Source organism: Streptomyces sp. SolWspMP-5a-2, assembly GCF_900091845.1.
Classification (GTDB): domain Bacteria; phylum Actinomycetota; class Actinomycetes; order Streptomycetales; family Streptomycetaceae; genus Streptomyces; species Streptomyces doudnae.
The window spans coordinates 1-22261 of the sequence record NZ_FMCI01000145.1; the positions used below are offsets into that span (position 1 = coordinate 1).

The following is a 22261-nucleotide window of genomic DNA, read 5'->3' on the forward strand; positions in this document are numbered from 1 at the left end:
GGATGCTTCTCCACCCACGGATGGTCGGGCGAGCACTGCAACGCGAAGTCCAGCGCCACCTCCAGACCCAGACCCCGCGCCCGCTCCACGAACCACGCGAAGTCCTCCACGGTGCCCAGCTTCGGGTGCACCGCGTCGTGCCCGCCCTCGGGCGACCCGATCGCCCACGGCACGCCGACATCGTCGGGGCCCGCGGACAACGTGTTGTTGGGGCCCTTGCGATACGTCGTGCCGATCGGGTGGATCGGCGGCAGGTAGAGCACGTCGAACCCCATCCGGGCGATCTCCGCGAGGCGCCGGGCGGCCGTGCGGAACGTGCCGTGCGGCTCCTCGGGGGTGCCCTCGGAACGTGGGAAGAACTCGTACCAGGCGCCGTACAGCGCGCGTTCCCTTTCGACCGTCAGGGGCATCGGCGCGGAGGCGGTGAGCAGGTCCCGCAGCGGGTGGCGGCGCAGCAGCGCGGTCACGTGCGGGGCGCGGGCCGCCGCCCACCGGGTGCGCACCGGCAGGCAGTCGTCGCGCAGGATCTCCGCCGCGGCCAGCACCACCGAGCGCCCGGCGTCGGCCGGCACCCCATCGGCGGCACGCTCGTGCAGATCGGCGCCCTCCTCCAGGACCAGGCCGACGTCGACGCCGGCCGGGATCTTGATCTCCGCGTGGCGGTGCCAGGTCGTCAGCGGATCGCTCCAGGCCTCCACGTGGTACGTCCAGCGGCCGGTGCGGTCCGGGGTGACCTCGGCTCCCCAGCGGTCGGTGCCGGGCGCCAGCTCCCGCATCGGCGTGCGGCGCGCGGTGCGGCCCCCGGGGCCGGTGAGGACGACGTCGGCGGCCACCGCGTCGTGCCCCTCGCGGAACACCGTCGCGGTGACCTCGAAGGTCTCTCCCGCCACCGCCTTGGCGGGTCTGCTGCCGTGCTCGACCGCCGGACGGACGTCCCGGACCGGGATGCGGCCGATGGCCGGGACCGCGTGCGCGTTCATGAGGGTGTGGCCTCCGCCGTGTTCGGGCCCGGGTACCGGTCCGTTCGATGTCTTCACTGGTGGGTGGGCCGCGCCGAGGCGGCCGCGGGGGAGTGCGGCGGGGCGGGCGGCGCACCCGGCAGGGCCGCGAGGGCCTTGTGGGGGACGTCCCGCGCCAGGTGCGGGGCCGGACGGGTGCCGTGCGGGTAGCGCTCGGCGGCGTCCGCCGCCTCGCGGGCGCACCGCTCGCCCATCAGCACACAGAGCGTGTAGCCCGCGTCCTCGAAGGCGGAGCGCACCGCCGGGTCGGCCGGGGAGGCCAGCATCAGGCGCTCCCAGGCCCGGTAGCGCCGCAGGTGGCGGGCGACTTCGGCGGTGGCGGGTAGCAGCATGCGCCGATCACCTTCCGGGCTCGGTGGTGCGGGGACGACGTGGGCGACCGGCGCGCGCGGACGGGCACGGCTCCGTCCGGGCGTCGTGTTCTTCACACATGGTGCACGCGCGGCGACCCCGCGTCTTGTTGGAGCTTCAACCATCTCGCCGGGGTCCGCCGGGCCGCCCCGGCTCGTGTTGCACGAATGGACTAGCACTCCCACGCTGGGACTACTCAGCATGTACCGGTGCTCACGCTTCGCGTTCGGGGCCCGTCCCGCGGGACGGCCGACAGCGGGAGCCTCGTCGGACGAGGAGCCAACGACGATGAAATCCGCAGTGCCCTGCTACTACCGCCTCGACGTCGAGGTCGGCCCGGAACGGGTCGGACAGGTCGGTCGCATCCTGGCCGCCCACCTGCGCCTGTGGGACCTGGAGAACCTGGTCCAACCCGTCTGCTACGGAGCCGAGTTGCTGCTCAGGGCCGTCGACGAGCACGCCGCGGACGCCCAGCTCTCCATCGAGATGTGGTGGAACGGCCAGCACCTGATCACCGCCGTCGGCGACGACAACCGCGAACTGAGCCCCGGTCAGGGCCTGCGCGACTGCCTGGAGCACATCGCCGCCACCAGCGACGGCTGGGGCGGCTGCGCCACCGCCACCGGGGGCAGGGTCATCTGGTTCTCGCGCCGGGCCAGATCGGGCGAGCGGATGCCCCGGGTGCCGAACGTGCCGGGACCCGCCCTGAGCACCGGCTGCCGCCTCCCGCACCCGGCGACGGCGGCCCCGCCCGCCCGCGCCGCGCGGACACCGGAGCGGATCGGGTGACCGCCTCGCGCCGCACCCGCCCGACACCCGTCTGGGCCGGGCACCCCTACCCGCTGGGCGCCTCCTACGACGGGGAGGGCACCAACTTCGCCCTCTTCAGCGAGGTCGCCGAGGCGGTGGACCTGATCCTCGTCGACGACGACGGCACCGGGCACCGTGTCCCGGTCACCGAGTCCGACGGCTTCGTCTGGCACTGCCGGCTGCCCGGCGTCGGCCCGGGACAGCGTTACGGCTACCGGGTGCACGGGCCCTGGCAGCCGCAGCTCGGCCACCGCTGCAACCCGGCGAAGCTGCTCCTCGACCCCTACGCCCGCGCGGTGGACGGCCAGTGCGACAACCACGCCTCGCTGTTCGAACGCACCCCAGGCGGCCCGTCCCCGGCCGACAGCGCGGGACACACCCTGCTCGGCGTCGTCACCGACCCGTACTTCGACTGGGGCGACGACCGCCCGCCCCGCAGGCCGTACGCCGAGACCGTCATCTACGAGGCGCACGTCCGCGGCCTCACCCGCACCCACCCCGAGGTGCCGGAGGAACTGCGCGGCACCTACGCCGGACTCGCCCACCCCGCCGTCACCGGCCACCTCACCTCGCTCGGCGTCACCGCCGTCGAGCTGATGCCGGTCCACCAGTTCGCCCAGGACGGCGTGCTGCGCGACCGGGGGCTGTCCAACTACTGGGGCTACAACACCATCGGCTTCTTCGCCCCGCACCACGCGTACGCGGCCCACGGCAGCCGGGGCCAGCAGGTCGCCGAGTTCAAGTCGATGGTCAAGGCGCTGCACGCGGCCGGACTCGAAGTGATCCTCGACGTCGTCTACAACCACACCGCCGAGGGCAACGAGCAGGGCCCCACCCTCTCCTTCCGCGGCATCGACAACGCCTCCTACTACCGCCTGGTGGACGGCGACCGGGCGCACTACTACGACACCACGGGCACCGGCAACAGCCTGCTCATGCGCCACCCGTCCGTCCTCCAGCTGATCATGGACTCGCTGCGCTACTGGGTCACCGAGATGCACGTCGACGGCTTCCGCTTCGACCTCGCGGCCACCCTGGCCCGGCAGTTCCACGAGGTCGACCGGCTGTCGGCGTTCTTCGACCTGATCCAGCAGGACCCGGTGATCAGCCGCGTCAAGCTCATCGCGGAACCCTGGGACCTCGGCGAGGGCGGCTACCAGGTGGGCAACTTCCCGCCCCTGTGGTCGGAGTGGAACGGCAAGTACCGGGACACCGTGCGGGACTTCTGGCGCTGCACCGAGCACACCCTCGGCGAGTTCGCCTCCCGCCTCACCGGCTCCCCCGACCTCTACCAGCACGGCAGGCGCCGTCCGCGTGCCAGCGTCAACTTCGTCACCGCGCACGACGGGTTCACCCTGCGCGACCTCGTCTCCTACGACGGCAAGCACAACGAGGCCAACGGCGAGGACGGCCGGGACGGCGAGAGCGTCAACCGCTCCTGGAACTGCGGCGCCGAGGGCCCCACCGACGACCCCGCCGTCCTCGCCCTGCGCGCGCGCCAGCAACGCAACCTGCTCGCCACCCTGTTGCTCTCCCAGGGCATCCCGATGCTCTGCCACGGCGACGAACTCGGCCGCACCCAGGGCGGCAACAACAACGCCTACTGCCAGGACAACGAGGTCTCCTGGATCGACTGGCGGGAGGCGGCCGGCCGGCGCGCCCTCACCGACTTCACCCGCTACCTCATCGGCCTGCGCGCCGCCCACCCGGTGCTGCGCAGACGCCGCTACTTCCGCGGCGAGACCGCCACCCACGCCGGGCAGCCGCTGCCCGACCTGGTGTGGCTCGCGCCGGACGCCCGCGAGATGACCGAGGACGACTGGGAGCGCCCCGACGCGCACTCCGTCGGCGTCTTCCTCAACGGCGACGCCATCGCCGAACCCGACCCGCGCGGCCGTCCCGTCGTCGACGACTCGTTCCTGATCCTGCTCAACAGCTACTGGGAACCGGTCGAGTTCACCCTGCCGGGCGCCGCCTACGGGGAACGCTGGACGACGCTCCTCGACACGGCGGAGGAGGACGGACCGCCCGACGAGACCGAGCACAAGGCGGACGGCGCGCTGACCGTCGGCGCACGCAGCCTGGTGCTGCTCACCAGGGCCGCCCGCACCGCCCGCTGAGGATCAGGAGGCGGCGCGCAGGGTCACCGTGAACTGCGCGCCGTCGGGGTCGCGCAGGACGGCCTCGTCGTCGCCCTTGGCCAGGACGCTGCCGCCGTTGTGCTCGGCGTCCCGGACGCAGGCCGCCACGTCGGTGACCGCGAAGTGCACCTGCCAGTGCGGCCGCAGGGTCGGATCGGGGGCCGCGCCCAGCGCCCCCGACTCGATCCGGGCGACGACGTCGCCGCCGCTGCGCAGCACCACCTCGCCGCCCTCGTAGTGGACCTCGCAGGAGCCGGGGCGGTCCGACGCCCACTCCAGGACCTCGCCGTAGAAGATCGCTGCCGCGAAGGCGTCCCGGGTGTGCAGCCGGATGAAGGCCGGGGCCGCGCGCCGCCAGGTCTCCCAGTTGCCGATCAGCTCCCCCTCCCAGATCCCGAAGGAGGCGCCGTCCCGGTCGGCGAGCAGCGCGGCCCGCCCCGGCGGGAAGGAGAGCGGTCCGACCGCCGCCGTGCCACCGCGCTCCTGGGCCCGCGCCACCGACTGGTCCGCGCTGTTGACCGCGAAGTACGGCGTCCACGCGACCGCCATCTGCCACATCCCGGCGACCGCCGCGATCCCCGCCACCGGCGTGCCCTCCACCAGCGCCACCCGGAAGCGGTCGCCGAGCCCGGTCGGCTGCCAGCGCCAGCCGAGCACCGCCGCGTAGAACGCCTGGGTGGCGTCCAGATCCCGGCTGGTCAGACTCACCCAGCAGGGGGATCCGAAGACCGAGCGGGAGGTCAGGTGCTGCGTCCTGGCGCGGGACGCGGGGCGGGTCGTGTCGTCGTTCATGGCGGTCCCGTCCTGATCTGGGCGGCCGGAGTCGACCGGCCTGCCACCAGTCTCCGGTGGAACGGGCCGCGCGGCCCGTCGGGCGGCCCCCGCCCGGCGGGGGCCCCGCGGCCGGTCAGCCGGCCTCGGCGAGCAGTTCCGCGTCGGCGTCCGCGAGCACCTCCTCCCGCACCTCCGCGAAGCAGCGGTTGAGCAGCCGCGACACGTGCATCTGGGACACCCCGAGCTGGTCGGCGATCCCCTGCTGGGTCATCCCGTGGAAGAACCGCAGGTAGAGGATGGTCTGCTCGCGCTCCGGCAGCCGGTTGAGACACGGCATGACGGTGACGCGGTCGACGACGACGTCGTAGCCGGGGTCGGGGGAGCCGAGGCCGTCGCCCAGGCAGTAGCCGTCGGTGCCCAGCACCTCCGCGTCCAGGGACAGCGCGGTGAAGCACTCCAGCGCCTCCATGCCGGTGCGCACCTCGCTCTCGGTGAGCCGGGCGTGCGCGGCGATCTCGGCGACGGTGGGCGGCCGGCCCGGTGTGGTCTGCGCCAGCTCCTTGGACGCCCGGCGGACCCGGTTGCGCAGGTCCTGCACCCGGCGCGGCACGTGCAGCGTCCACAGGTGGTCCCGGAAGTGCCGCTTGATCTCCCCGGTGACGGTCGGCACCGCGTACGACTCGAAGGCGTGGCCGCGGACCGGGTCGTAGCCGTCGACCGCCTTCACCAGGCCGAGCGCGGCGACCTGGCACAGGTCCTCGTAGGACTCGCCCCGGCCGCGGAACCGGCCCGCGATCCGCTCGGCCATCGGCAGCCAGGCGCCGACCAGTTCGTCCCGCAGCGCCCTGCGCGCCGGGCCCTCAGGCAGCGTCACCAGCCGCTCGAAGGCGGCGGCGGTGTCGGGGGAGTCGTCGTGGGGGTGGGGGTTCGCTCTGCCCGTGGTACGCATGCGGCGCACCTCCCTTGGCCGGTGCCGGGTGGGGACACAGCGGGGGACGAACGCGCGGACCGGCGGGCCACGCCCGGAGTCCGGCACTGCGGCTCCCGCGGACGTGCCTCCGGTCCGAAGCACTCCACTTCAAATTACTCCCGGGCCGCGCGCGAAACAATTCGGAGAATGCGGTGAATTCCGGGAGGTGCGGGCGGGTGCACCCTTTCCGTGACCGCCCCGGCGATTTCGGTGACGGGCGGCGACCGCCACCCTTCCGGAATTGCGGTGACGCGCTGCGACCGGGCGGCGCCGAATGGTGGCCCGAATTCCGGCGGGCGATGCCGGGTGCAGGAATTGCCGCGACGGAAAAGCGCGTGGACGCCGGGGGCGCGGCGCGGGTCGGGGGTGTCCGGACCCGGGGACCGGGCTCCGCGGGCTCCGAGGCGGCCGTCCGGCACCGGGCTCCGCGGGCCCCGGGGCGGCCGTGCGGCACCGGCTTGACCTTCTCTTTGTTCATTACCTCTGCTAAAGAGCTAATCTGGACCGTGTGGAACCGGAAACCTTCCCGGACGAGCTGGTCGACGCTCTCGTGGGCGTCCAGCGGCTCCTCCGCCGACGCCTGCGCCCCCAGGTGGCGCCCCAGCTCCGCGGCGCCGAGATCGAGCTGCTGCGGCTCGTCGTGGCCCAGCCCGGCATCCGCATCTCGGACGCCGCGAGGGACCTGCACCTCGCGAGCAACTCGGTGTCGACCCTCGTCAACCAGCTCTCGCGGCAGGGATATCTGAGCCGCGAGACCGACCCCGCCGACCGGCGGGCGGCCCGCCTGCTGCCCACCCCCGCCGCCACCGCCCGCCTCGACGAGTGGCGCAGGCGCCGGGCCGAACTGGTCCGCGGCACCGTGGCCCGGCTCGACGGACCGGACCGGGACGCGCTGCGCGCGGCGGTCCCGGCCCTGCGCAACCTGGCCGACCGACTGCGCGAGGAGACGGAGGAGCGATGACCGAGACCCCCGGCGGACCCGACCAGGCCGTCGCCTGCACCGGCCTGGTGTACGCCTTCGGCGACACCAACGCCGTGGACGGACTCGACCTCTCGGTGGGGGAGGGCGAGGTCTTCGGACTGCTCGGGCCCAACGGCGCGGGCAAGACCACCGCCATCCGCTGCGTCACCACGCTGCTGCCGGTCCCGGCCGGCATGGTCAGGGTCTTCGGCCACGACGCCGCGCGCGACCGGATGGCGGTGCGCAGGCTGCTCGGCTACGTCCCGCAGCAGCTCTCCGCCGACGCCGGGCTCACCGGCCGGGAGAACGTCTCGCTCTTCGCCCGCGTCTACGACGTCGCCCGCAGGGAGCGCGCCGACCGGGTCGCCCAGGCCCTGGCCGCCGTCGGCCTCACCGACGCCGCCGACCGCCTCGCGGGCACCTACTCCGGCGGCATGGTCCGCCGTCTCGAACTCGCCCAGGCCCTGGTCAGCGCGCCCCGGTTGCTGATCCTCGACGAACCGACCATCGGCCTCGACCCGATCGCGCGCACCGACGTCTGGGACCACATCAACGTCGTGCGCGAGGTCACCGGCATGACGGTGCTGGTCACCACGCACTACATGGACGAGGCCGACCAGTACTGCGACCGGGTCGGGCTCATGCACCGTGGCCGCATCCGCGCCCTCGGCACACCGGACCAGCTCCGCGAGGGGCTCGGTGAACGCCGCCGCGCCGAGGGGGGACCGGCCTCGGCCCCGCTGCCCACGCTGGAGGATGTCTTCCGGGACATCGCCGGCCACGGCCTCGACGACACGTCAGGAGACTTCCGCGATGTCCGAAGCACCCGTCGCACCGCGCGCCGCGTCGGTTGAGCGCGCCCGCGCGAACGGCATCGGCCTGCTCGTCCGCCCGCCCGAGCCGCGCTCGGGGTGGCGGCTGCTGCCCGCCCGGGTGGTGGCGATGTGCGCGGTCGAGCTGCAGAAGCTCAGCCACGACCGCACCGAGCTGTACACCCGCGCGGTGCAGCCCGCGCTCTGGCTGCTGATCTTCGGTCAGACGTTCACCCACATCAAGGCGATCCCCACCGGCGGCATCCCCTACATCGACTACCTCGCGCCCGGCATCATCGCCCAGTCCGCGATGTTCATCGCCATCTTCTACGGCATCCAGATCATCTGGGAGCGCGACGCCGGGATCCTCAACAAGCTCCTCGTCACCCCGACGCCCCGCTCCGCGCTCATCACCGGCAAGGCGTTCGCGGCCGGGGTGAAGTCGCTCATCCAGGCCGTCGTCGTGATCGTCATCGCGGCGGCCCTCGGAGTGGCGCTCACCTGGAACCCGCTGCGGCTGCTCGGCGTCGCCGCGATCGTGATCCTCGGGTCCGCCTTCTTCTCCTGCCTGTCGATGACCATCGCCGGGATCGTGCTGAGCCGCGACCGGCTGATGGGCTTCGGGCAGGCCATCACCATGCCGCTGTTCTTCGCCTCCAACGCCCTCTACCCGGTCGCCGTGATGCCCGGCTGGATCCAGGCCATCAGCAAGGTCAACCCGCTCACCTACCAGGTCGACGCGTTGCGCGGACTGCTCCTCGGCACGCCGGCGCACCTCCCGCTCGACTACGGGGTGCTGGCCGTGGCCGCCGTCCTCGGCATCACCGCCGCCTCCTCGCTGCTCGGCCGGCTGGCCCGTTGATCTTGGCCGACGACGTGATGTGCGGCACGCGCGCGCCCGCGCGGGCGCCGCACATCGGCGGATTCCCGCTGCGCACGGCTTGATCACCGATGAACCGGGGTGAATGGGCAGGCCACAGCGCATTCCGCTCATTTGACAGTGCGCTGAGCACACAGATAGGAAGCACTCTCTGAGGTCGAGAGGGTGCGCTGTGTACGAGCCGAACGTGGTCGGGGACTGGCAGGAGTACGACGAGCATGACGGTCTGCGGGTCAGGGTGCACCGGCTGGAGGCGGCCGAGCCGCCGCGCGGACGGGACGACGCGGCCGCGGGACTCGCGTACTTCAGCGTCCGGGTGACCGTCGAGAACCGCGGCCCCCGGCACCTCGGCATCCACCTGGAGGACGGCCAGATCGACGTCCGGGTCGGCGCCGACGGCGAGAGCGCCTTCCTCGACTGGCGCAACTCGCAGTTCATCGAGGGCTTCGACGTCTACCCCCTGCGCCGGGCCACCGCGGTGCTCTGGGCCGCGGGCCCGGAGACGGCCCTCGGCCAGGTCGACGTGCAGATCCATCTGCGGGTCGAGGAGGAGTGGGCCGAGCGGCGGCTGTGGGCGGGCGGCATCGGCCTCGGCGAGACCCCCGCGGGCCCGCACCAGGGCCCCGACCGGGAGGAACTCGCCTGCCAGGTCAGCAACTTCCTGCGCGACCAGGCGGGCGGCGGCGCCTGACCCGCACGGCCCTCGCCCGGCGGGGGCGGTGGGCCGCTCCGGGCGGCTGAGCAGCCGGACGGTGGCGCGGTAGCCGCCCTCCCGCGCCGGACCTGGACGCCGTCCCGTCGGTCCCGTCCGTCCCGTCAGTGCGGGATGCCGTCGATGATCTCGCGGGCACCCTCGCGCAGCAGCGCCACCGCCACCGAGGTGCCCAGCGTGGCCGGATCGAGCCGCCCCGCCCACTCGTGCGCGTTCAGCCGGGTCTTGCCGTCCGGGGTGAAGACACAGGCCCGCAGCGACAGTTCGCCGCCGCGGTCCACCCGCGCGAACCCGGCGATCGGGCTGTTGCAGTGGCCCTGGAGGACGTGCAGGAACATCCGCTCCGCGGTGGCCTCCCGGTGGGTGTCCGGATCGCCGAGGGCGCTGACCGCGTCGATCAGCTCGCTGTCGTCCTCCCGGCACTGGAGCGCCAGGATGCCCGCGCCGATCGGCGGCATCATCGCCTCCGGGGACAGCACCTCGCTGATCACGTCCCGGCGACCGATGCGCTCCAGACCCGCCACCGCGAGCAGCAGCGCGTCCGCCTCACCGGCCGCGAGCTTCGCCAGCCGCCGGTTGGCGTTGCCCCGGAAGGGCACGCACTCCAGCTCGGGGTGGGTCGCCGCGAGCTGCGCGACCCGGCGGACCGACGAGGTGCCGACCCGGGTCCCGGCGGGCAGTTCGTCGAGGGTGAGGCCGCCCGGATGGACCAGGGCGTCCCGGATGTCGTCGCGCTTGAGGAAGGCGGCGAACGTCGTCCCGGCGGGCAGCGGGCGGTCGGCGGGCACGTCCTTGACGCAGTGCACCGCGAGATCGGCCGCGCCGGCGAGCAGGGCGGCGTCGACCTCCTTGGTGAACGCCCCCTTGCCCTCCACCAGGGACAGGTCGCCCAGCCACTTGTCGCCGGTCGTGCGCACCGGTACGACCTCGGTGCGCACACCGGGGTACCGGTCGGTCAACTCGGCACGGACGCGCTCCACTTGCGCGAGCGCCATGGGCGAGTCGCGGGAGACGATACGGATCAGTTCGGGCACGGACATGCCGACACGATAGTGGCTCCCGCTCGTGCCTCCCTGCAGCACGGGACCGTGCGGCCGCATCCGGCCACCCCCGGACGCGGCCGTACCCCCTCGGCCGGCCGCGCGCCGAGGGGGTACGGAGCCGACGCCCGGTCAGGCGTTGGGGTCGAACGCGATGCCGGACGGCTTGGCCGACGTCAGGTGCGAGACGAAACTGCCGTCCTTGAGCCCGAAGTTGGCGCTGCCGAAGTCGTACGAAGTGAGCTTGTCGCGCAGCCCGGCCGGGTAGCCGTTCCAGCCGACCAGCGGCGGGTACTGCCAGGTGCCCTTGTGGTTCTCCGGCGGCTCGTCGTTGGTGTTGGCGAGCCGGAAGCAGTGCGTGCTGATGCCGTCCTTGTGGTAGACGATCTTCGCGTGGCTGCCCTCGAAGCGGACCGAGGAGGCCGCGTGCACGGTGAACGAGCCGTGGTTGGAGGTGGAGACGTACTCCGTCCGGCCGTCGCGCACCCACACCACGACGTGCTCCCAGTCGTGCCGGTGCCCGCCGATGCTGGTGCCCGCGAGCGCCTGGTCCTTCTCGAAGTACAGCCCGTACAGGTACGCGCACCAGCCGTTGTTGCACTTGTAGCGCGAGTAGCTGTTGGTGTTGTCCAGGTCGGAGGCGTCCCGGCAGTTTCCGTTCAGGGCCCCGGTGGGGTTGAGGCCGCCGTTGACGGTGCCGTCCGGGCCGATCGCCGGGGACGAGTAGCAGCCGTCCGTGTCGTAGTCGAAGGCCGGCTGGAAGGTGATCTCCGCGGCCTCGGCGTTGGCGGGCAGCGCCGCCGGGGGCGCCGCCATCGCGACGTTCGGGACGGCGACGACGAGCGCCGCCGCCCCGACCAGTCCGGTGAGCCATCTCCTGCGGTGTGCCTTGGTCTTCGGTGACGCCACTGCGTTCTCCCTCGGTCCGGGCGCAGCCCAACGGCTGTGGGGGGAATGGGGAGTTCAGGATCCCCGGTTTTCCCTCCCGGGCCAAGAGGCCACAGGCGTCCCGGTGGTGAAGCGCGCCCCAACAGTCCGTGTGCGCGCCCGGGATCAGACCGGCGAGCCGTCCACCGGGCGCAGTTCGTCCGCGTACGACACCGATATCCGCCGCATCAGGCCGTCCTGTGTGATGTCGTACTGGCCGAGCCGCCACAGCGGCGGCGAGTAGGCGTGGAGGGAGACCGCGTCGTCGGTGGCCCCGGTGAGCCGGTGGATGTGCTCGGGCCCGAAGCAGAACGAGGTGCCCGCGCCGACCGTGACGGACAGATGGCTGCCCCCGATGCGGGGCACGGACTCGTCGAGCGCGCCCTGCACCACGCTGACCGCGCCCGAGGACAGGTCGTGGTCGTGCCAGCCGGTGTCGTTGCGCCGGGTCCAGCACAGCAGCCAGACGTCGACGTACTCGTCCCGGTGCAGGGACGCGTAGTGCCGCTGCTCGTCGGAGAAGGCGACCTGCTCGCGCCACCGTTCGGGCCGGGTGGCGAGATCCTCGACGAGAGCCCTGAGTTCGCGCTTGTCGAGGACGCGGTCGGGCAGGGCCTCATGGTTCATGAGCGGCTCCCTTCGGAGTACGGGCCGCCGGTCAGCAGCCGGGCGGGGTTGGCGGTGCGCAGGGCGTGGACGGCGGCGTCCGCGCCCAGATCGGGGACGACGGGCCGCGCGTAGGGGCGGTCGCTGCCCGCCACCACCACGTCGATCCCGGCGGCGCGCACGACGGCGTCCACCGCGCGGGTCCCGTACGAGGACGTCTCGTAGAAGACGTCGAAGTCGACCTGTCCCCGGCCGCCGCCGCGGGCCGCGAACCGCTCGCCGTGCAGCGGGGCGAGCCCGGCGAGCGCCGCGAAGCAGACCCGCAGCCCGGGGTGGCGGGAGCGGCCGAAGGCGCGGAACGCGAACCAGGACGCGTGCAGTTGCTGCGGGTAGGGCACCATCGCGGGCCACCAGGCGGGCGCGTCAGGTGCCGCGGGGGCCGGGCCCGGGTGGACGAACAGCGGCTTGCCACGGTGGGTGAGGACATCGAGCAGCGGGGCGCACCGCTCCCAGCCGGGCGCGTCCAGCAGGGCGGTGGCGGGCAGTTGGAGGCCCACGCAGCCGCGGTCCAGCTCCGTGGCCACCGCGTCCGGGTCCGGCTCGGTGACCCCGGCCGCCGCCCACACGCCGAACGGCGGGGGCAGTGCGAGGGCGCCGTCGTGGTACGCGGCGAGCAGCGGGGCGGACTCCTCGGGCGGCAGGTGCTCGACGCCCAGCGGACTGGAGAGGGAGACCAGCGCGCGGTCGAGCCCGTCGGCGGCGGCCAGCCGGGCGCGGGCGGCGACGTCGTGGTCCGCCGGGTCGGCCGGGAAGGGCGCCTCGCCCGCCAGGTGCAGCGTCCAGCCGTCCAGGCGCGGCGGTGCGGAACGGGCCCGCAGCAGGTCGGTGAAGGCGGGCGGCCAGAGGTGCTGATGGACGTCGGTGAGCACGCGGCGGTCCTCGGGTGAGTCCTGACGGAACGGCGAGAGGGCGGGCGAACGGCTGGTTAAGCGGTTCACTGATGCGGTTAAGTGAAACGGTTAACAAGATGGCGTGTCAAGGGTCGCCCGACATCCGGACCAGGCCCGGTAGGCTTTCCCGCATGGCCAGGCCCAACAAGCGCACCACCCTCCGGGAGGTGGCCGAGGCCACGGGTCTCTCCACCGCCGCCGTCTCCTACGCCCTGCGCGGCAAGCACGTCTCCAAGGAGACCGAGCAACGCGTCCGGCAGGCCGCCGCGGACCTCGGCTACGAGGCCGACCCCATCGCCCGTGCCCTGGCCAGCGGCCGCACCAGCATGGTCGGGGTGCTCGCGGGCGACCTCCAGGACCTGTGGCAGCAGCAGTTGATGGCCGCCATCGGCAGGGAGCTGCTCGCCGGTGACCGCTACGCCCTCATCCTGGACGCGGGCGGCGATCCCGACCGCGAACTGGTGCTCGCCAAGCAACTGCGCGACCAGCGCGTGGACGCCCTGCTGGTGTCACCGGTCAACCCCGGCGCGGACGGCTGGGAGGCGATCGCGGAGGCGCTGCCCGTGGTGGCCGTCGGCGACTCGCTGAGCCGGGCGCGCACCGCCGGGCAGGTCATCTTCGACAACCGGGCCGGCATCGACGCCGTCCTCGACTATCTGCACGGGCTCGGGCACCGGCGGGTCACGGTGCTCACCCCGACCCGGCCGAGCACACCGGACCGGCCCGCCGACGTCTATGTCCGCGAGGCGGCGGGGCGTCTCGGGCTGCGGGCCGAACTGGTGCCGTGCCCGCAGGAGTTGGGGGAGGCGACGGCGGTGGCCCGCCGGGTCCTGGACAGCGAGCCGCGGCCGACCGCCGTCTTCTGCTTCTCCGACTCGCTCGCCTACGGGGTCTACGCGGCGGCGGCCGAGGCGGCGCTCGGCGTCGGCCGGGACGTCTCGGTGGTCGGCTTCGACGACCACCCCGTCTCCCGGGTGCTGACGCCGCCGCTGACCACCGTCGACTGGGGGCTCGCCGCCATCGCCGCCGAGGCGGCCCGGCTCACGGTCGCGGCGATCGAGGGCAAGCGGGTGCGCAAGAAGCGTGTCCTGTGCGCCCCGACGATGAGCGAGCGGGGCTCGGCCGTCGGCGTCTGAGCGGCCCGGAGGCGGCCTGCCGGACCCCGTGGGACGGCGTCCGCGCGGTCCCGCCCGCCGGGCGACGGCCGACGCGCACCCGCGCCGCCCTGGGCGCCCACCCCGGTACGGAGGTGGGCACCCAGGGCGGCGCGAGCGCGGATCCGGCGCCGCGGGGCCCTCCCGGCGGGCGGCGGGAGGGCGTCCCGGAGACGGGCCGGGCGGTTCAGGGCTTGATGCCCACGCCGGTCCAGAGGCTGACCTCGGCGTGCGAGAACTCCGGGGTGATGTCGGGACGCCAGCGGTGCCCCACGGTCACGCCCGGCTCCAGCAGGTCGAGGCCGTCGAAGAAGCGCGCGACCGCGTCGTGCGAGCGGAACTGCACCGGAGTGCCCGCGCCGGTGTAGATCGCGGTGACCTTCTCCCAGGTCTCCGGGTCGAAGTCCGGCGTGCAGTGGCTGAGCGCCAGCGCGCTGCCCGAGGGCAGCATGTCCATCAGCCGCCCCACGATCTCGTACGGCCCCTGCGCGTCGGTGACGAAGTGCATCAGCGCGTTGAGCGAGAGCGCCACCGGCTTCGACAGGTCGAGGACCTCGGTCAGTTCGGGCGCGTCGGCCAGCGAGGCGGGGTCGTTGACGTCCGCCTCGATGTACGTCGTGCGGCCCTGCGGGGTGCTGCGCATGAGCCGCTCGGCGTACTTGAGGACCAGCGGGTCGTTGTCCGCGTAGACCACCCGGGCCTCCGGCACCACCGACTGCGCGACCTGGTGGAGGTTGGGCTCCGTGGGTATGCCGGTGCCGATGTCCAGCCACTGCCTGATGCCGTACTCGGTGGCCAGCACCCGGGTCGCGCGGTGCATGAACGCGCGGTTCTCGCGGGCACAGGTGAAGATGCCCGGATAGGCCTCGGCGACGGTCTCCGCCGCCTGCTTGTCCACGGCGAAGTGGTCCTTGCCGCCCAGGTAGTAGTCGTACATCCGGGCGGAGTGCGGCCTGCTGGTGTCGATGTCCCGAGCTGCGTGGGGCGTGCTCATCCTGTCCCTCTCACTGATGGGTCTGCCGGTGCTGCCTCAGCCGACCGTCAGGTGGTCGGCCAGGCCCTTCTTGACGCCCTCGACGAACGCGGTCATCTCCTGCGGCGTGTAGATGAGCGCGGGTCCGGCGGGGTCGGTGGACTGGCGGACGGCGATCCTGCCGTCGGCGAGCAGTTTGGTCTCCACGCACTGGCCGCCGTTGGGTCCGCTCCAGGGCCGTTCCCAGCCCAGGTCGCCGAGATCCGTCGCGGGCATGCCGTTGTAGACGCGGAGCGCGGTGGGGTCGCCGGTGCCGTCGGTACGGTTCATGAGTACTCCTTGCGCATGCGGTTGAGGAGCGCCTTGCTGTCCGCGGACGAGGTCAGCAGCGACATCCGGTTGTGCGCCTCCAGATGGGCGACGACGTCGGAGCGCTGGTCCAGGTACATGGAGGCGGACAGGATCTCGCTGTACACGATGTCGGGAAGTTCGGGTTCCTCGAAGCGGAAGTAGGTGAACGGGGCACACGCGCCGACGTGGGCCCCGGCCGAGAACGGGACGATGTCCAGGCTGACATGGGGCAGCTCCCAGACCTCCAGGAGCTTGTCCATCTGGTCGCGCATCACCTCGGGGCCGCCCACCACGCGGTGCAGCACGGCCTCCTCCATCACCACCCACAGCGTGGGCGCGTCCGCTCCCTCCAGCAGGGTCTGACGGCGCAGCCGCAGGTCGATGCGCCGGTGCAGTTCCTCGTCGTCGTCGTTGGGGAAACCACCGCGCAGGACGCCCCGCGCGTAGTCCCAGGTCTGTAAGAGCCCCGTCACGTAGTGCGGTTCGTAGGTGCGCAGGGTCTTCGCGCCGGTCTCCAGGCTCACGTACGCCGAGAACCAGGAGGGCAGCACGTCACGGTAGGCGTACCACCAGCCGGGTTCGTTCGCCTTGTCGGCGAGCGCGACGAACTCGTCGATCTCCTGCCGGTCGGCCCCGTAGGTCTCCAGCAGCTTCTCGACGTAGAGCGGTCTGAGGGCCACCTCCGCCTTCTCCAGCCTGCGGATCGTCAGCGGGGTCACCCGGAGGGCCGTGGCGGCCTGTTCCAGCGTGGCGCCCGCCTGCTGTCGTCGCTCCTGCAACCGCCGACCGAGGATCATCCGCAGAACGGTCGGTGCACCGGTGCCGGAGCTCGAACGAGCCTCGCTCACGCCAAACCTCCTGAGAGACAGTCACCACATGCAGTCTGACAGCGACTTGGTGATGTGACCAGAGCGAAAACTGCTCGGTGAAATTATCAGGGAGCCGGTTGCAGTTTGAACGGGCGGCGCAGCATGATGGATTGCGTGAGCGATCAGAACGAGCGCCCCACCGTGCGAGATCGGCATGGCCCGGCGTTCGACGGTATGTGCGACGCGCGGACACCCCCGCCGCGCGGGACGGACCTGCCCGCCCCTCTCCGTGGCCCGCTCCGCCCGTCCACCACCGGAAGGTGAACTCCGTGTCCCCCCACACGACCACCTCGTCCTCTCTGTTAGACACCCACGGGCCCGACCGGGCGCACTGGTTCGAACTCCCGGCCCGCCGGGACAGCGTGCGAGCCGCCCGGCACGGCGTGGACGAACGCGTCACGAGCTGGCGTCTGCCGCGCGAACTGTGCGCGGACGCCGTGCTGCTGGTGTCGGAGCTGGTCACCAACGTGGTGCTGCACACGATCAGCGGCCGGATCCTGTGCGGGGTCCGGCTGATGACGGGACGCTGTCTGCGCGTCGAGGTGCACGACTACGACTACCGGCACGACTGCGCGAACGTCCCCCGCCCGCAGGGGCGTCCGGGACCGGAGGTCGAGACCGGGCGCGGCCTGTTCATCGTCGAGGAGCTTGCCGACTCGTGGGGGGTCGAGCGGTCGGTCCTCACGACCGGCAACGTCGTCTGGGCGACGCTGGGAACCTGTGCCTGAGCGGCCTCAGTCCGGTGTCAGTTCGGCCAGCAGGAGGGTGCGGTCGTCGGCGGTGTTCGCGGCGGCGGGGGAGTCGAGCAACTCCCGGCACAGGGACGGCAGCCAGGGATCGTCCGACCCGTCCGGCGCACGAGCGGCGGCCGTGTCGAGGGACTGCGCGAGCAGGCCGATGCCCTGCTCGATGTCGCACTGCCGGGACTCCACGAGCCCGTCGCTGTAGAGGACGAGCAGGGCCGGTTCGGTGATGTGCAGGACGGTGGCCTCGTAGCCGCCGGTGCCGAGCCCCAGCGGCAGACCGGCGCCGGCCAGCGCCACCGGCGCGCAGGGCCCGCACGGCGGCCGCAGCAGCGGGGGCGGATGACCGGCCCCCACCAGGGTGCAGGTGCGCAGGCCCGGGTCCCACTCGGCGTACATGCAGGTGGCGAAGGACGCCCCAGGGATGGTGGCGGCGAGCGCGTCGAGACGGCGCATCAGGTCGACGGGGCCGAGGTCGAGCTGGGCCAGGGCGCGCACGGCGGTGCTCAGCTGGATCATGGCGACGGCGGCCTCGGGCCCGTGGCCCATCGCGTCCCCGACGATCAGCCCGACCCGGCCGTCCGGCCGCTCCAGCGCGTCGAACCAGTCGCCCCCGATCAGATTCCCGTTGCCCGAGGGCAGGTAACCGGGCGCGATCCGGCACCCCTTGAACGCCCGGTCGGTGCCGGGCAGCAGACTGGCCCGCAGCGCCAGCGCGGTGCGCCGTTCCCGCTGGTAGCGGCGGGCGTTGTCCAGCGCCACACAGGCCCGCGCCGCCAGCCGCTCGACCGCGACCGCGTCGCCGGGCGCGAACCCCGGCCGGTCCTGGCCCCGGGTGCAGGCGATGAACCCCACCGGCACGTCCCGCAGCCGCAACGGCACGACCAGGAAGGACGCCGACCGCAACAGGCTCTGGATCCCGGCGTCCTGCGGGCCGGACGCGCTCAGCCGCTCGGTGGTGTGCGGGTCGACGGAGTCGAGCATCTGCGTCCTGCCCTCGGCGAGGGCGCGGGCGTACGGGGTCTCCCGGGGGAAGACGATCACCTGGTCGACCGGCAGCAGCCGCTCCCAGTCCTCCAGCGCCTGCGCGCCCACCCGCAGCGCCAGTCTGCGCGCCTCGATCTGCGGCGGGTCGGCGTCGGCGTAGGCGTTCTCCTCCAGCAGCCACCGCTCCAGGAGGTACACGGAGGCCGCGTCGCAGAACTCCGGGGTCAGCGCGTGCACCACGTGACTGCCGGTCAGATGGAGGTCCAGCTCCGAACCGATGACGTCCGACGCCGGGGAGAAGGGTCGCCGACGCGCGGGGGTGGGGGTGGCGCCGGATCGATCGAGTCGTTCGTTCGGCAGGGTCGTGCCTTTCCGGGTGGGGCCGGGTGCGACCGCGGTGGGGAGGTCATCCGGCCGCGTCGTGCAGCAACTATATGATGAGTCGTCAAGAAAGCTGTGCTCGGAGAGAGTTGTGATGCAGGAAGATCTCCCTGATGCAGAAGCGCCGAACAGGGCGAGCGTCGCCCGGATGTACGACGCGATGCTGGGCGGACAGCACAACTTCGCGATCGACCGGGAGGCGGTGGCCGCCTTCACCGCCATCGACCCCCAGGTGCGGACCCTGGCCCGCGCCAACCGCGCCTTCCTGCGCCGTGCCGTGAGCTTCCTGGTCCGCTCCGGGGTACGGCAGTTCATCGACCTCGGCTCGGGCATCCCCACCCAGGGCAACGTGCACGAGGTGGCCCAGTCCCTGGACCCCGCATGCCGGGTGCTCTACGTCGACAACGACCCGGTGGCGGTGGCGCACAGCGCGTCCCTGCTCGCCGACAACCCGCGCGCGGACGTCCTCGACGGCGACATCCGCAGCCCCGCGGACATCCTCGCCGCGCCCCGGCTGCGCGCCCTGATCGACCTCGACGAGCCGGTCGCCGTCCTGATGATCACCATCCTGCACTTCGTGACGGAGGAGGAGCGCCCCGCGGACGTCGTGGCCGCCTTCCGCGACGCGCTGCCCGCCGGGGGCTGGCTGGCGCTGTCCCACGCCACGGACGAGGACCGGCCCGACACCGCGGAGGCCGTCGGGCGGCTCTACCGGGCGCGGGCGACCTCCCCGGTGACCGCCCGCTCCCGGGCCGCGATACTCGGCCTCTTCGACGGTTTCGACCTCACCGGGCCCGGTCTGGTCCATGTGCCGCTGTGGCGCCCCGACCCGCAGGACGAGGCGCCGGGCGACCCGTCCGCGTACTGGGTGTACGCGGGCGTCGGCCGCAAGTCCCGCTGACCGGGGACTGGTCGAGGGCTCTCGGAAGCGCGGTTCCCCCTCGCTACAGGCGGCGGCAGTACAGCGCGTCGGGTGTCCGGGACGAGCCCACCCGGCCGGTGTAGGCGATCCCGGCCGCGTACTCGTCGTCGGCGCACTGGCCCTTGTAGGCGCCGTAGGCGAAGTCGCCGCCGTGGGGCGCCTGGCCGCGGTTGTCCCCCCGGTCGAACCAGACCGTGCGGCCCTCGCCGCCGAGCCGCCCGGACGGGGCCGCGGCGCACAGGGCCGCCGAGACGGCCTGGCCGCGGACGCTGTAGCCGATGAGGAACTGGCCCTCGGCGCACTGGAGTTTGGTGTACCCGGAGGCCCAGTCCCGGCCGGCGACCACGTGCCGCTCGTCGGCGACCACCTCGTGTCCGCCGCCCGCCGCCCAGAGCGCCCCCGCCGTGACGTCCGAGCAGAGCCCGCGGTTGCCCGTGTGTCCGAGCCCGAGCAGCCGCTGCCCGTCGGGGCAGACGGACTTGCGGGCCCCGGAGTCCCAGTCGGGCAGCGCCCGCATCCGCCGCGACTGGACGAAGTCGCCGTGGTCGGGGCTGAGTTGCGACCACCGTGTCACCGGCGCGACCGGTCCGGTGCGGCTGGCCGCCGTCATCAGGCGGGTCCAGGCGGCGGCCCGCCAGTCGTCGCCGTCGTACAGGCCCATCCGGTTGCCGGCCGCGTCCCAGTGCAGCAGCGCCCAGCCGTTGCCGGTGCGGTTCTGGTGCCAGCCGACCAGCGGCCAGTAGGCGAAGTCGGCGTCCTTGGCGATGAGTTGGTCGACGAAGCGCTCGAACCAGGCGCGCGGCTTCGCGCCGGTCTCCTCGCGGCCGCCGACGCCGAACTCGCTGATCCAGACGGGCGCGGTGAAGTGCTGGTCCTGCTCGCCGCTGACGAAGAACGCCTGCTGTTGGAGCACGGCGACCAGGTCCTCGGGCGACAGGTCGCGGTAGCGCGGGTCGCTGGTCTCCCCGATGCCGGTGGCGCCGCTGTGGTGGGGGCCGGTGTAGTCGTAGAAGTGGGCCGAGTAGACGAGCTTGCCCGAGTCCACCAGGGTGTGCGAGAGGCGCCGGACGGGTTCGAGGGTGGGGCGGCCGTGCGCGAAGCCGTCGACGGGGATGCCGGTCCAGTTGATGCCCTCGACGACGATCAGCAGATCCGGGTCGGCCTCGGTCAGGATGCGGTCGCCGAGGTGCTGCGAGGCGGCGAACCAGTCGTGGTCGTCGCCCAGGCCCCAGTTGGGGTCGTCCCAGACCGATCGGCGGACCTCGTTGTAGAGGTCGGCCCCGACCACGCGCTTGTTGTCCTTGTAGCGGCGGGCCATGAACAGCCAGTCGTCCTCCCACGCGGCGGTCGACCGCGAGGCGTTCCAGCGCTCGTTGCCGTCGACCCCGCAGCACCAACGGGTCGTGTTGGTGTGGTTGTTGAGGATCACCGCGAGCCCGGCCGCGGTGAGGTCGCGCACCACGGCGTCGTAGACCTGGAGCGGGGTCAGGCCGCGCAGCGACGGGTTGGCGGCGACCGCGCGGTCGGTGACCGGGACGGCGTCGTGGATCATCTCGTTGGAGAACGGCAGCCGGACGCTGTTGACGCCGATCTCCCGGAACCCGGCGATGATCTCGGCGACCGGTGCCCGGTCCAGGCCGAGCGGCACGCGGCCGGAGTTCTCCCCGGCGTGGTGCGAGGCGTCGTCGTCCACGCTGCCCGAGCCGCTCCAGGTGCCGCTCGCGCCGTGCCAGTTCCCCGAGCGCAGCCGGAACCGGTCGCCGTTCGCGTCGACGATCCAGCGGCCCCGGGTGCTCAGCGGGGGCGTCCACGCCTGGGCGGCGCCCAGATCGGGCGGGGCCGCGGCGGGGGCCGCCTTCGGCTCAGGTCCCGCCCCCGTCGTGGCCGCGGCCGGGGCGAGCGGCGCGGACAGCAGCAGGAGCACGGCGGCCAGTGCGGCCCTGACGAGAGATCCGCGCACGGTCACCCTCCCGATCGGTGACGACGTTGTCATGGCGTGGTCAGGATGACGGGTGGCGGCCCGCCGGTCCAGACCCGCGCGGCTCCCGGTACCCCGCCACACGGCCTTTGTCATACCCCGGGTGGGTATCGAACGGCGTGCCGGGGGACCTCCCGGTCGGTTCCGGGGACGGGAAGTGAAAAGATGGGGTCATGAGCAACGTCTACTTCGACATCACCATCAACGGCGAGGCCGCGGGCCGCATCGTCTTCAACCTCTTCGACGACGTCGTGCCCAAGACCGCACAGAACTTCCGCGAGCTGGCCACCGGCCAGCACGGCTTCGGCTACGCCGGTTCGCCCTTCCACCGGGTCATCCCCGACTTCATGCTCCAGGGCGGCGACTTCACCAACGGCAACGGCACCGGCGGCAAGAGCATCTACGGCGAGAAGTTCGCCGACGAGAACTTCACGCTGCGCCACGACCGTCCGTTCCTGCTGTCGATGGCCAACGCCGGCCCCGGCACCAACGGCTCGCAGTTCTTCATCACCACCGTCGTCACCCCGTGGCTGGACGGCAAGCACGTCGTCTTCGGCGAGGTCGTCGAGGGCTCGGACCTGGTGAAGAAGATCGAGGGGCTCGGTTCGGGCTCGGGCGCCACGTCCGCCAAGATCGTGGTCGCCGACTCCGGCGTCGTCGCCTAGTTCCACCACCCCCGCGCCGCCGCGGGCCCTGCCGACGCGCGGGCCCGTGACGCCGCGGGACCGGTGGCCCGACCGCCCGGACCTCAGGGTCCGGCTCCGGCCGCCGCCTCCGCACCACCCCGGCCCCGGCCGACCGCACCAGGTCGGCCGGGGCCGTCGTCGTCTCCGGGGCTTCCGTTCCGGGTGCTTCAGGTGCTCCAGGTGTACCCGGCGTTCCCGGGTGGGCGGCTTCCGGCGCCGGGGCCCGGTTCCCGTGGACCGGGACGCGGCGTGACCGGTCTCGGG

The 22261-nt window shown here is 73.0% G+C and carries 23 protein-coding genes; 10 read left to right on the forward strand and 13 right to left on the reverse strand.

The window, feature by feature from the left end:
- Window positions 1-980 (reverse strand): maltotransferase domain-containing protein (locus tag GA0115242_RS14190; protein WP_141721591.1); only part of this gene is annotated, 980 nt, incomplete at its 3' end.
- A gap of 53 nt (window positions 981-1033) precedes the next feature.
- Window positions 1034-1351 carry a DUF5133 domain-containing protein gene (locus GA0115242_RS14195; RefSeq protein ID WP_093828267.1) on the reverse strand — a complete coding sequence of 106 codons (318 nt, stop codon included), beginning with the start codon at window positions 1349-1351 and terminating at the stop codon, window positions 1034-1036.
- Between the two features lie 307 nt (window positions 1352-1658).
- On the opposite strand from GA0115242_RS14195, the gene GA0115242_RS14200 reads away from it, so the two are divergent.
- The gene (locus GA0115242_RS14200; RefSeq protein WP_093828269.1) at window positions 1659-2159 is read left to right on the forward strand and encodes a pep a2; all 501 of its coding nucleotides are present in this window, start codon (window positions 1659-1661) and stop codon (window positions 2157-2159) included.
- The gene (gene glgX, locus GA0115242_RS14205) at window positions 2156-4300 is read left to right on the forward strand and encodes a glycogen debranching protein GlgX (RefSeq protein ID WP_093828271.1); all 2145 of its coding nucleotides are present in this window, start codon (window positions 2156-2158) and stop codon (window positions 4298-4300) included. The genes GA0115242_RS14200 and glgX overlap by 4 nt, the downstream gene beginning before the upstream one ends.
- 3 nt (window positions 4301-4303) lie before the next feature.
- On the opposite strand, the gene GA0115242_RS14210 is transcribed toward glgX, so the two are convergent.
- Window positions 4304-5113 carry a VOC family protein gene (locus GA0115242_RS14210; protein ID WP_093828273.1) on the reverse strand — a complete coding sequence of 270 codons (810 nt, stop codon included), beginning with the start codon at window positions 5111-5113 and terminating at the stop codon, window positions 4304-4306.
- A 115-nt stretch (window positions 5114-5228) separates the two neighbouring features.
- The gene (locus tag GA0115242_RS14215; RefSeq protein ID WP_093828275.1) at window positions 5229-6044 is read right to left on the reverse strand and encodes a SigB/SigF/SigG family RNA polymerase sigma factor; all 816 of its coding nucleotides are present in this window, start codon (window positions 6042-6044) and stop codon (window positions 5229-5231) included.
- A gap of 529 nt (window positions 6045-6573) precedes the next feature.
- On the opposite strand from GA0115242_RS14215, the gene GA0115242_RS14220 reads away from it, so the two are divergent.
- The 4 genes from GA0115242_RS14220 to GA0115242_RS14235 all read left to right on the forward strand — a co-directional run bounded on the left by GA0115242_RS14220 (window position 6574) and on the right by GA0115242_RS14235 (window position 9409).
- A complete protein-coding gene (locus GA0115242_RS14220) occupies window positions 6574-7026 on the forward strand; it encodes a MarR family winged helix-turn-helix transcriptional regulator (protein WP_093828277.1) in 453 nt (150 codons plus the stop codon).
- Window positions 7023-7880: an ABC transporter ATP-binding protein gene (locus tag GA0115242_RS14225; RefSeq protein ID WP_093828279.1), complete on the forward strand. Its 858-nt coding sequence runs from the start codon at window positions 7023-7025 to the stop codon at window positions 7878-7880. The genes GA0115242_RS14220 and GA0115242_RS14225 overlap by 4 nt, the downstream gene beginning before the upstream one ends.
- Window positions 7840-8700 (forward strand): ABC transporter permease, encoded by an 861-nt coding sequence (locus GA0115242_RS14230; RefSeq protein WP_093828281.1) that lies wholly within the window; start codon window positions 7840-7842, stop codon window positions 8698-8700. Before GA0115242_RS14225 ends, GA0115242_RS14230 begins: the two co-directional genes overlap by 41 nt.
- Window positions 8701-8890: 190 nt before the next feature.
- On the forward strand, window positions 8891-9409 hold the full coding sequence (locus GA0115242_RS14235; RefSeq protein ID WP_093828283.1) for a hypothetical protein: 519 nt from the start codon (window positions 8891-8893) through the stop codon (window positions 9407-9409).
- Window positions 9410-9534: 125 nt separating this feature from the next.
- Here GA0115242_RS14235 and hemC read toward each other — a convergent pair whose 3' ends face one another.
- The 4 genes from hemC to GA0115242_RS14255 form a co-directional block, all read right to left on the reverse strand.
- Window positions 9535-10470, reverse strand: a complete 936-nt coding sequence (hemC, locus tag GA0115242_RS14240; RefSeq protein ID WP_093828285.1) for a hydroxymethylbilane synthase — start codon at window positions 10468-10470, stop codon at window positions 9535-9537.
- Between the two features lie 132 nt (window positions 10471-10602).
- On the reverse strand, window positions 10603-11379 hold the full coding sequence (locus GA0115242_RS14245) for an NPP1 family protein (protein WP_093828287.1): 777 nt from the start codon (window positions 11377-11379) through the stop codon (window positions 10603-10605).
- 144 nt (window positions 11380-11523) lie between these two features.
- Window positions 11524-12024, reverse strand: coding sequence for a cysteine dioxygenase (locus GA0115242_RS14250; RefSeq protein WP_093828290.1), 501 nt, complete (start codon window positions 12022-12024; stop codon window positions 11524-11526).
- Entirely contained in the window at window positions 12021-12932 is a 912-nt protein-coding gene (locus tag GA0115242_RS14255; protein ID WP_093828292.1) for an amidohydrolase, read from the reverse strand. Before GA0115242_RS14255 ends, GA0115242_RS14250 begins: the two co-directional genes overlap by 4 nt.
- 152 nt (window positions 12933-13084) lie before the next feature.
- On the opposite strand from GA0115242_RS14255, the gene GA0115242_RS14260 reads away from it, so the two are divergent.
- Window positions 13085-14089, forward strand: a complete 1005-nt coding sequence (locus GA0115242_RS14260) for a LacI family DNA-binding transcriptional regulator (RefSeq protein ID WP_093828294.1) — start codon at window positions 13085-13087, stop codon at window positions 14087-14089.
- Between the two features lie 205 nt (window positions 14090-14294).
- Here the strand turns inward: GA0115242_RS14260 and GA0115242_RS14265 are convergent, their stop codons facing one another.
- From GA0115242_RS14265 to GA0115242_RS14275, 3 genes are read right to left on the reverse strand one after another with little or no spacing between them, the layout of a single operon-like run.
- Complete coding sequence (locus GA0115242_RS14265; RefSeq protein ID WP_093828296.1) at window positions 14295-15101, reverse strand: SAM-dependent methyltransferase; 807 nt, start codon at window positions 15099-15101, stop codon at window positions 14295-14297.
- A gap of 36 nt (window positions 15102-15137) precedes the next feature.
- Window positions 15138-15410 (reverse strand): DUF397 domain-containing protein, encoded by a 273-nt coding sequence (locus GA0115242_RS14270; RefSeq protein WP_093828298.1) that lies wholly within the window; start codon window positions 15408-15410, stop codon window positions 15138-15140.
- Entirely contained in the window at window positions 15407-16279 is an 873-nt protein-coding gene (locus GA0115242_RS14275; protein ID WP_093828300.1) for a helix-turn-helix domain-containing protein, read from the reverse strand. The genes GA0115242_RS14270 and GA0115242_RS14275 overlap by 4 nt, the downstream gene beginning before the upstream one ends.
- Before the next feature lie 290 nt (window positions 16280-16569).
- On the opposite strand from GA0115242_RS14275, the gene GA0115242_RS14280 reads away from it, so the two are divergent.
- Window positions 16570-17028, forward strand: a complete 459-nt coding sequence (locus GA0115242_RS14280) for an ATP-binding protein (protein ID WP_093828302.1) — start codon at window positions 16570-16572, stop codon at window positions 17026-17028.
- A 6-nt stretch (window positions 17029-17034) separates the two neighbouring features.
- Here the strand turns inward: GA0115242_RS14280 and GA0115242_RS14285 are convergent, their stop codons facing one another.
- A complete protein-coding gene (locus GA0115242_RS14285) occupies window positions 17035-18267 on the reverse strand; it encodes a PP2C family protein-serine/threonine phosphatase (RefSeq protein WP_370672280.1) in 1233 nt (410 codons plus the stop codon).
- A gap of 238 nt (window positions 18268-18505) precedes the next feature.
- On the opposite strand from GA0115242_RS14285, the gene GA0115242_RS14290 reads away from it, so the two are divergent.
- Entirely contained in the window at window positions 18506-19312 is an 807-nt protein-coding gene (locus GA0115242_RS14290) for an SAM-dependent methyltransferase (protein WP_093828324.1), read from the forward strand.
- Between the two features lie 43 nt (window positions 19313-19355).
- On the opposite strand, the gene GA0115242_RS14295 is transcribed toward GA0115242_RS14290, so the two are convergent.
- Window positions 19356-21326 carry a glycoside hydrolase family 5 protein gene (locus GA0115242_RS14295; RefSeq protein ID WP_093828304.1) on the reverse strand — a complete coding sequence of 657 codons (1971 nt, stop codon included), beginning with the start codon at window positions 21324-21326 and terminating at the stop codon, window positions 19356-19358.
- Between the two features lie 158 nt (window positions 21327-21484).
- Here GA0115242_RS14295 and GA0115242_RS14300 point away from each other — a divergent pair, with 158 nt between their 5' ends.
- Window positions 21485-21976, forward strand: coding sequence for a peptidylprolyl isomerase (locus GA0115242_RS14300; protein ID WP_093828306.1), 492 nt, complete (start codon window positions 21485-21487; stop codon window positions 21974-21976).
- Window positions 21977-22261 lie beyond the last annotated feature (285 nt).

Excerpts from the sequence above, each read along its gene's own strand:
- GA0115242_RS14270 (WP_093828298.1), bottom strand. The coding sequence starts at position 15,410 with ATGAACCGTACCGACGGCACCGGCGACCCCACCGCGCTCCGCGTCTAC.
- GA0115242_RS14225 (WP_093828279.1), top strand. The coding sequence starts at position 7,023 with ATGACCGAGACCCCCGGCGGACCCGACCAGGCCGTCGCCTGCACCGGC.
- GA0115242_RS14215 (WP_093828275.1), bottom strand. The coding sequence starts at position 6,044 with ATGCGTACCACGGGCAGAGCGAACCCCCACCCCCACGACGACTCCCCC.
- GA0115242_RS14230 (WP_093828281.1), top strand. The coding sequence starts at position 7,840 with ATGTCCGAAGCACCCGTCGCACCGCGCGCCGCGTCGGTTGAGCGCGCC.
- GA0115242_RS14250 (WP_093828290.1), bottom strand. The coding sequence starts at position 12,024 with ATGAACCATGAGGCCCTGCCCGACCGCGTCCTCGACAAGCGCGAACTC.
- GA0115242_RS14210 (WP_093828273.1), bottom strand. The coding sequence starts at position 5,113 with ATGAACGACGACACGACCCGCCCCGCGTCCCGCGCCAGGACGCAGCAC.
- GA0115242_RS14265 (WP_093828296.1), bottom strand. The coding sequence starts at position 15,101 with ATGAGCACGCCCCACGCAGCTCGGGACATCGACACCAGCAGGCCGCAC.
- GA0115242_RS14290 (WP_093828324.1), top strand. The coding sequence starts at position 18,506 with ATGCAGGAAGATCTCCCTGATGCAGAAGCGCCGAACAGGGCGAGCGTC.
- GA0115242_RS14260 (WP_093828294.1), top strand. The coding sequence starts at position 13,085 with ATGGCCAGGCCCAACAAGCGCACCACCCTCCGGGAGGTGGCCGAGGCC.
- GA0115242_RS14295 (WP_093828304.1), bottom strand. The coding sequence starts at position 21,326 with ATGACAACGTCGTCACCGATCGGGAGGGTGACCGTGCGCGGATCTCTC.
- GA0115242_RS14200 (WP_093828269.1), top strand. The coding sequence starts at position 1,659 with ATGAAATCCGCAGTGCCCTGCTACTACCGCCTCGACGTCGAGGTCGGC.
- hemC (WP_093828285.1), bottom strand. The coding sequence starts at position 10,470 with ATGTCCGTGCCCGAACTGATCCGTATCGTCTCCCGCGACTCGCCCATG.
- GA0115242_RS14195 (WP_093828267.1), bottom strand. The coding sequence starts at position 1,351 with ATGCTGCTACCCGCCACCGCCGAAGTCGCCCGCCACCTGCGGCGCTAC.
- GA0115242_RS14300 (WP_093828306.1), top strand. The coding sequence starts at position 21,485 with ATGAGCAACGTCTACTTCGACATCACCATCAACGGCGAGGCCGCGGGC.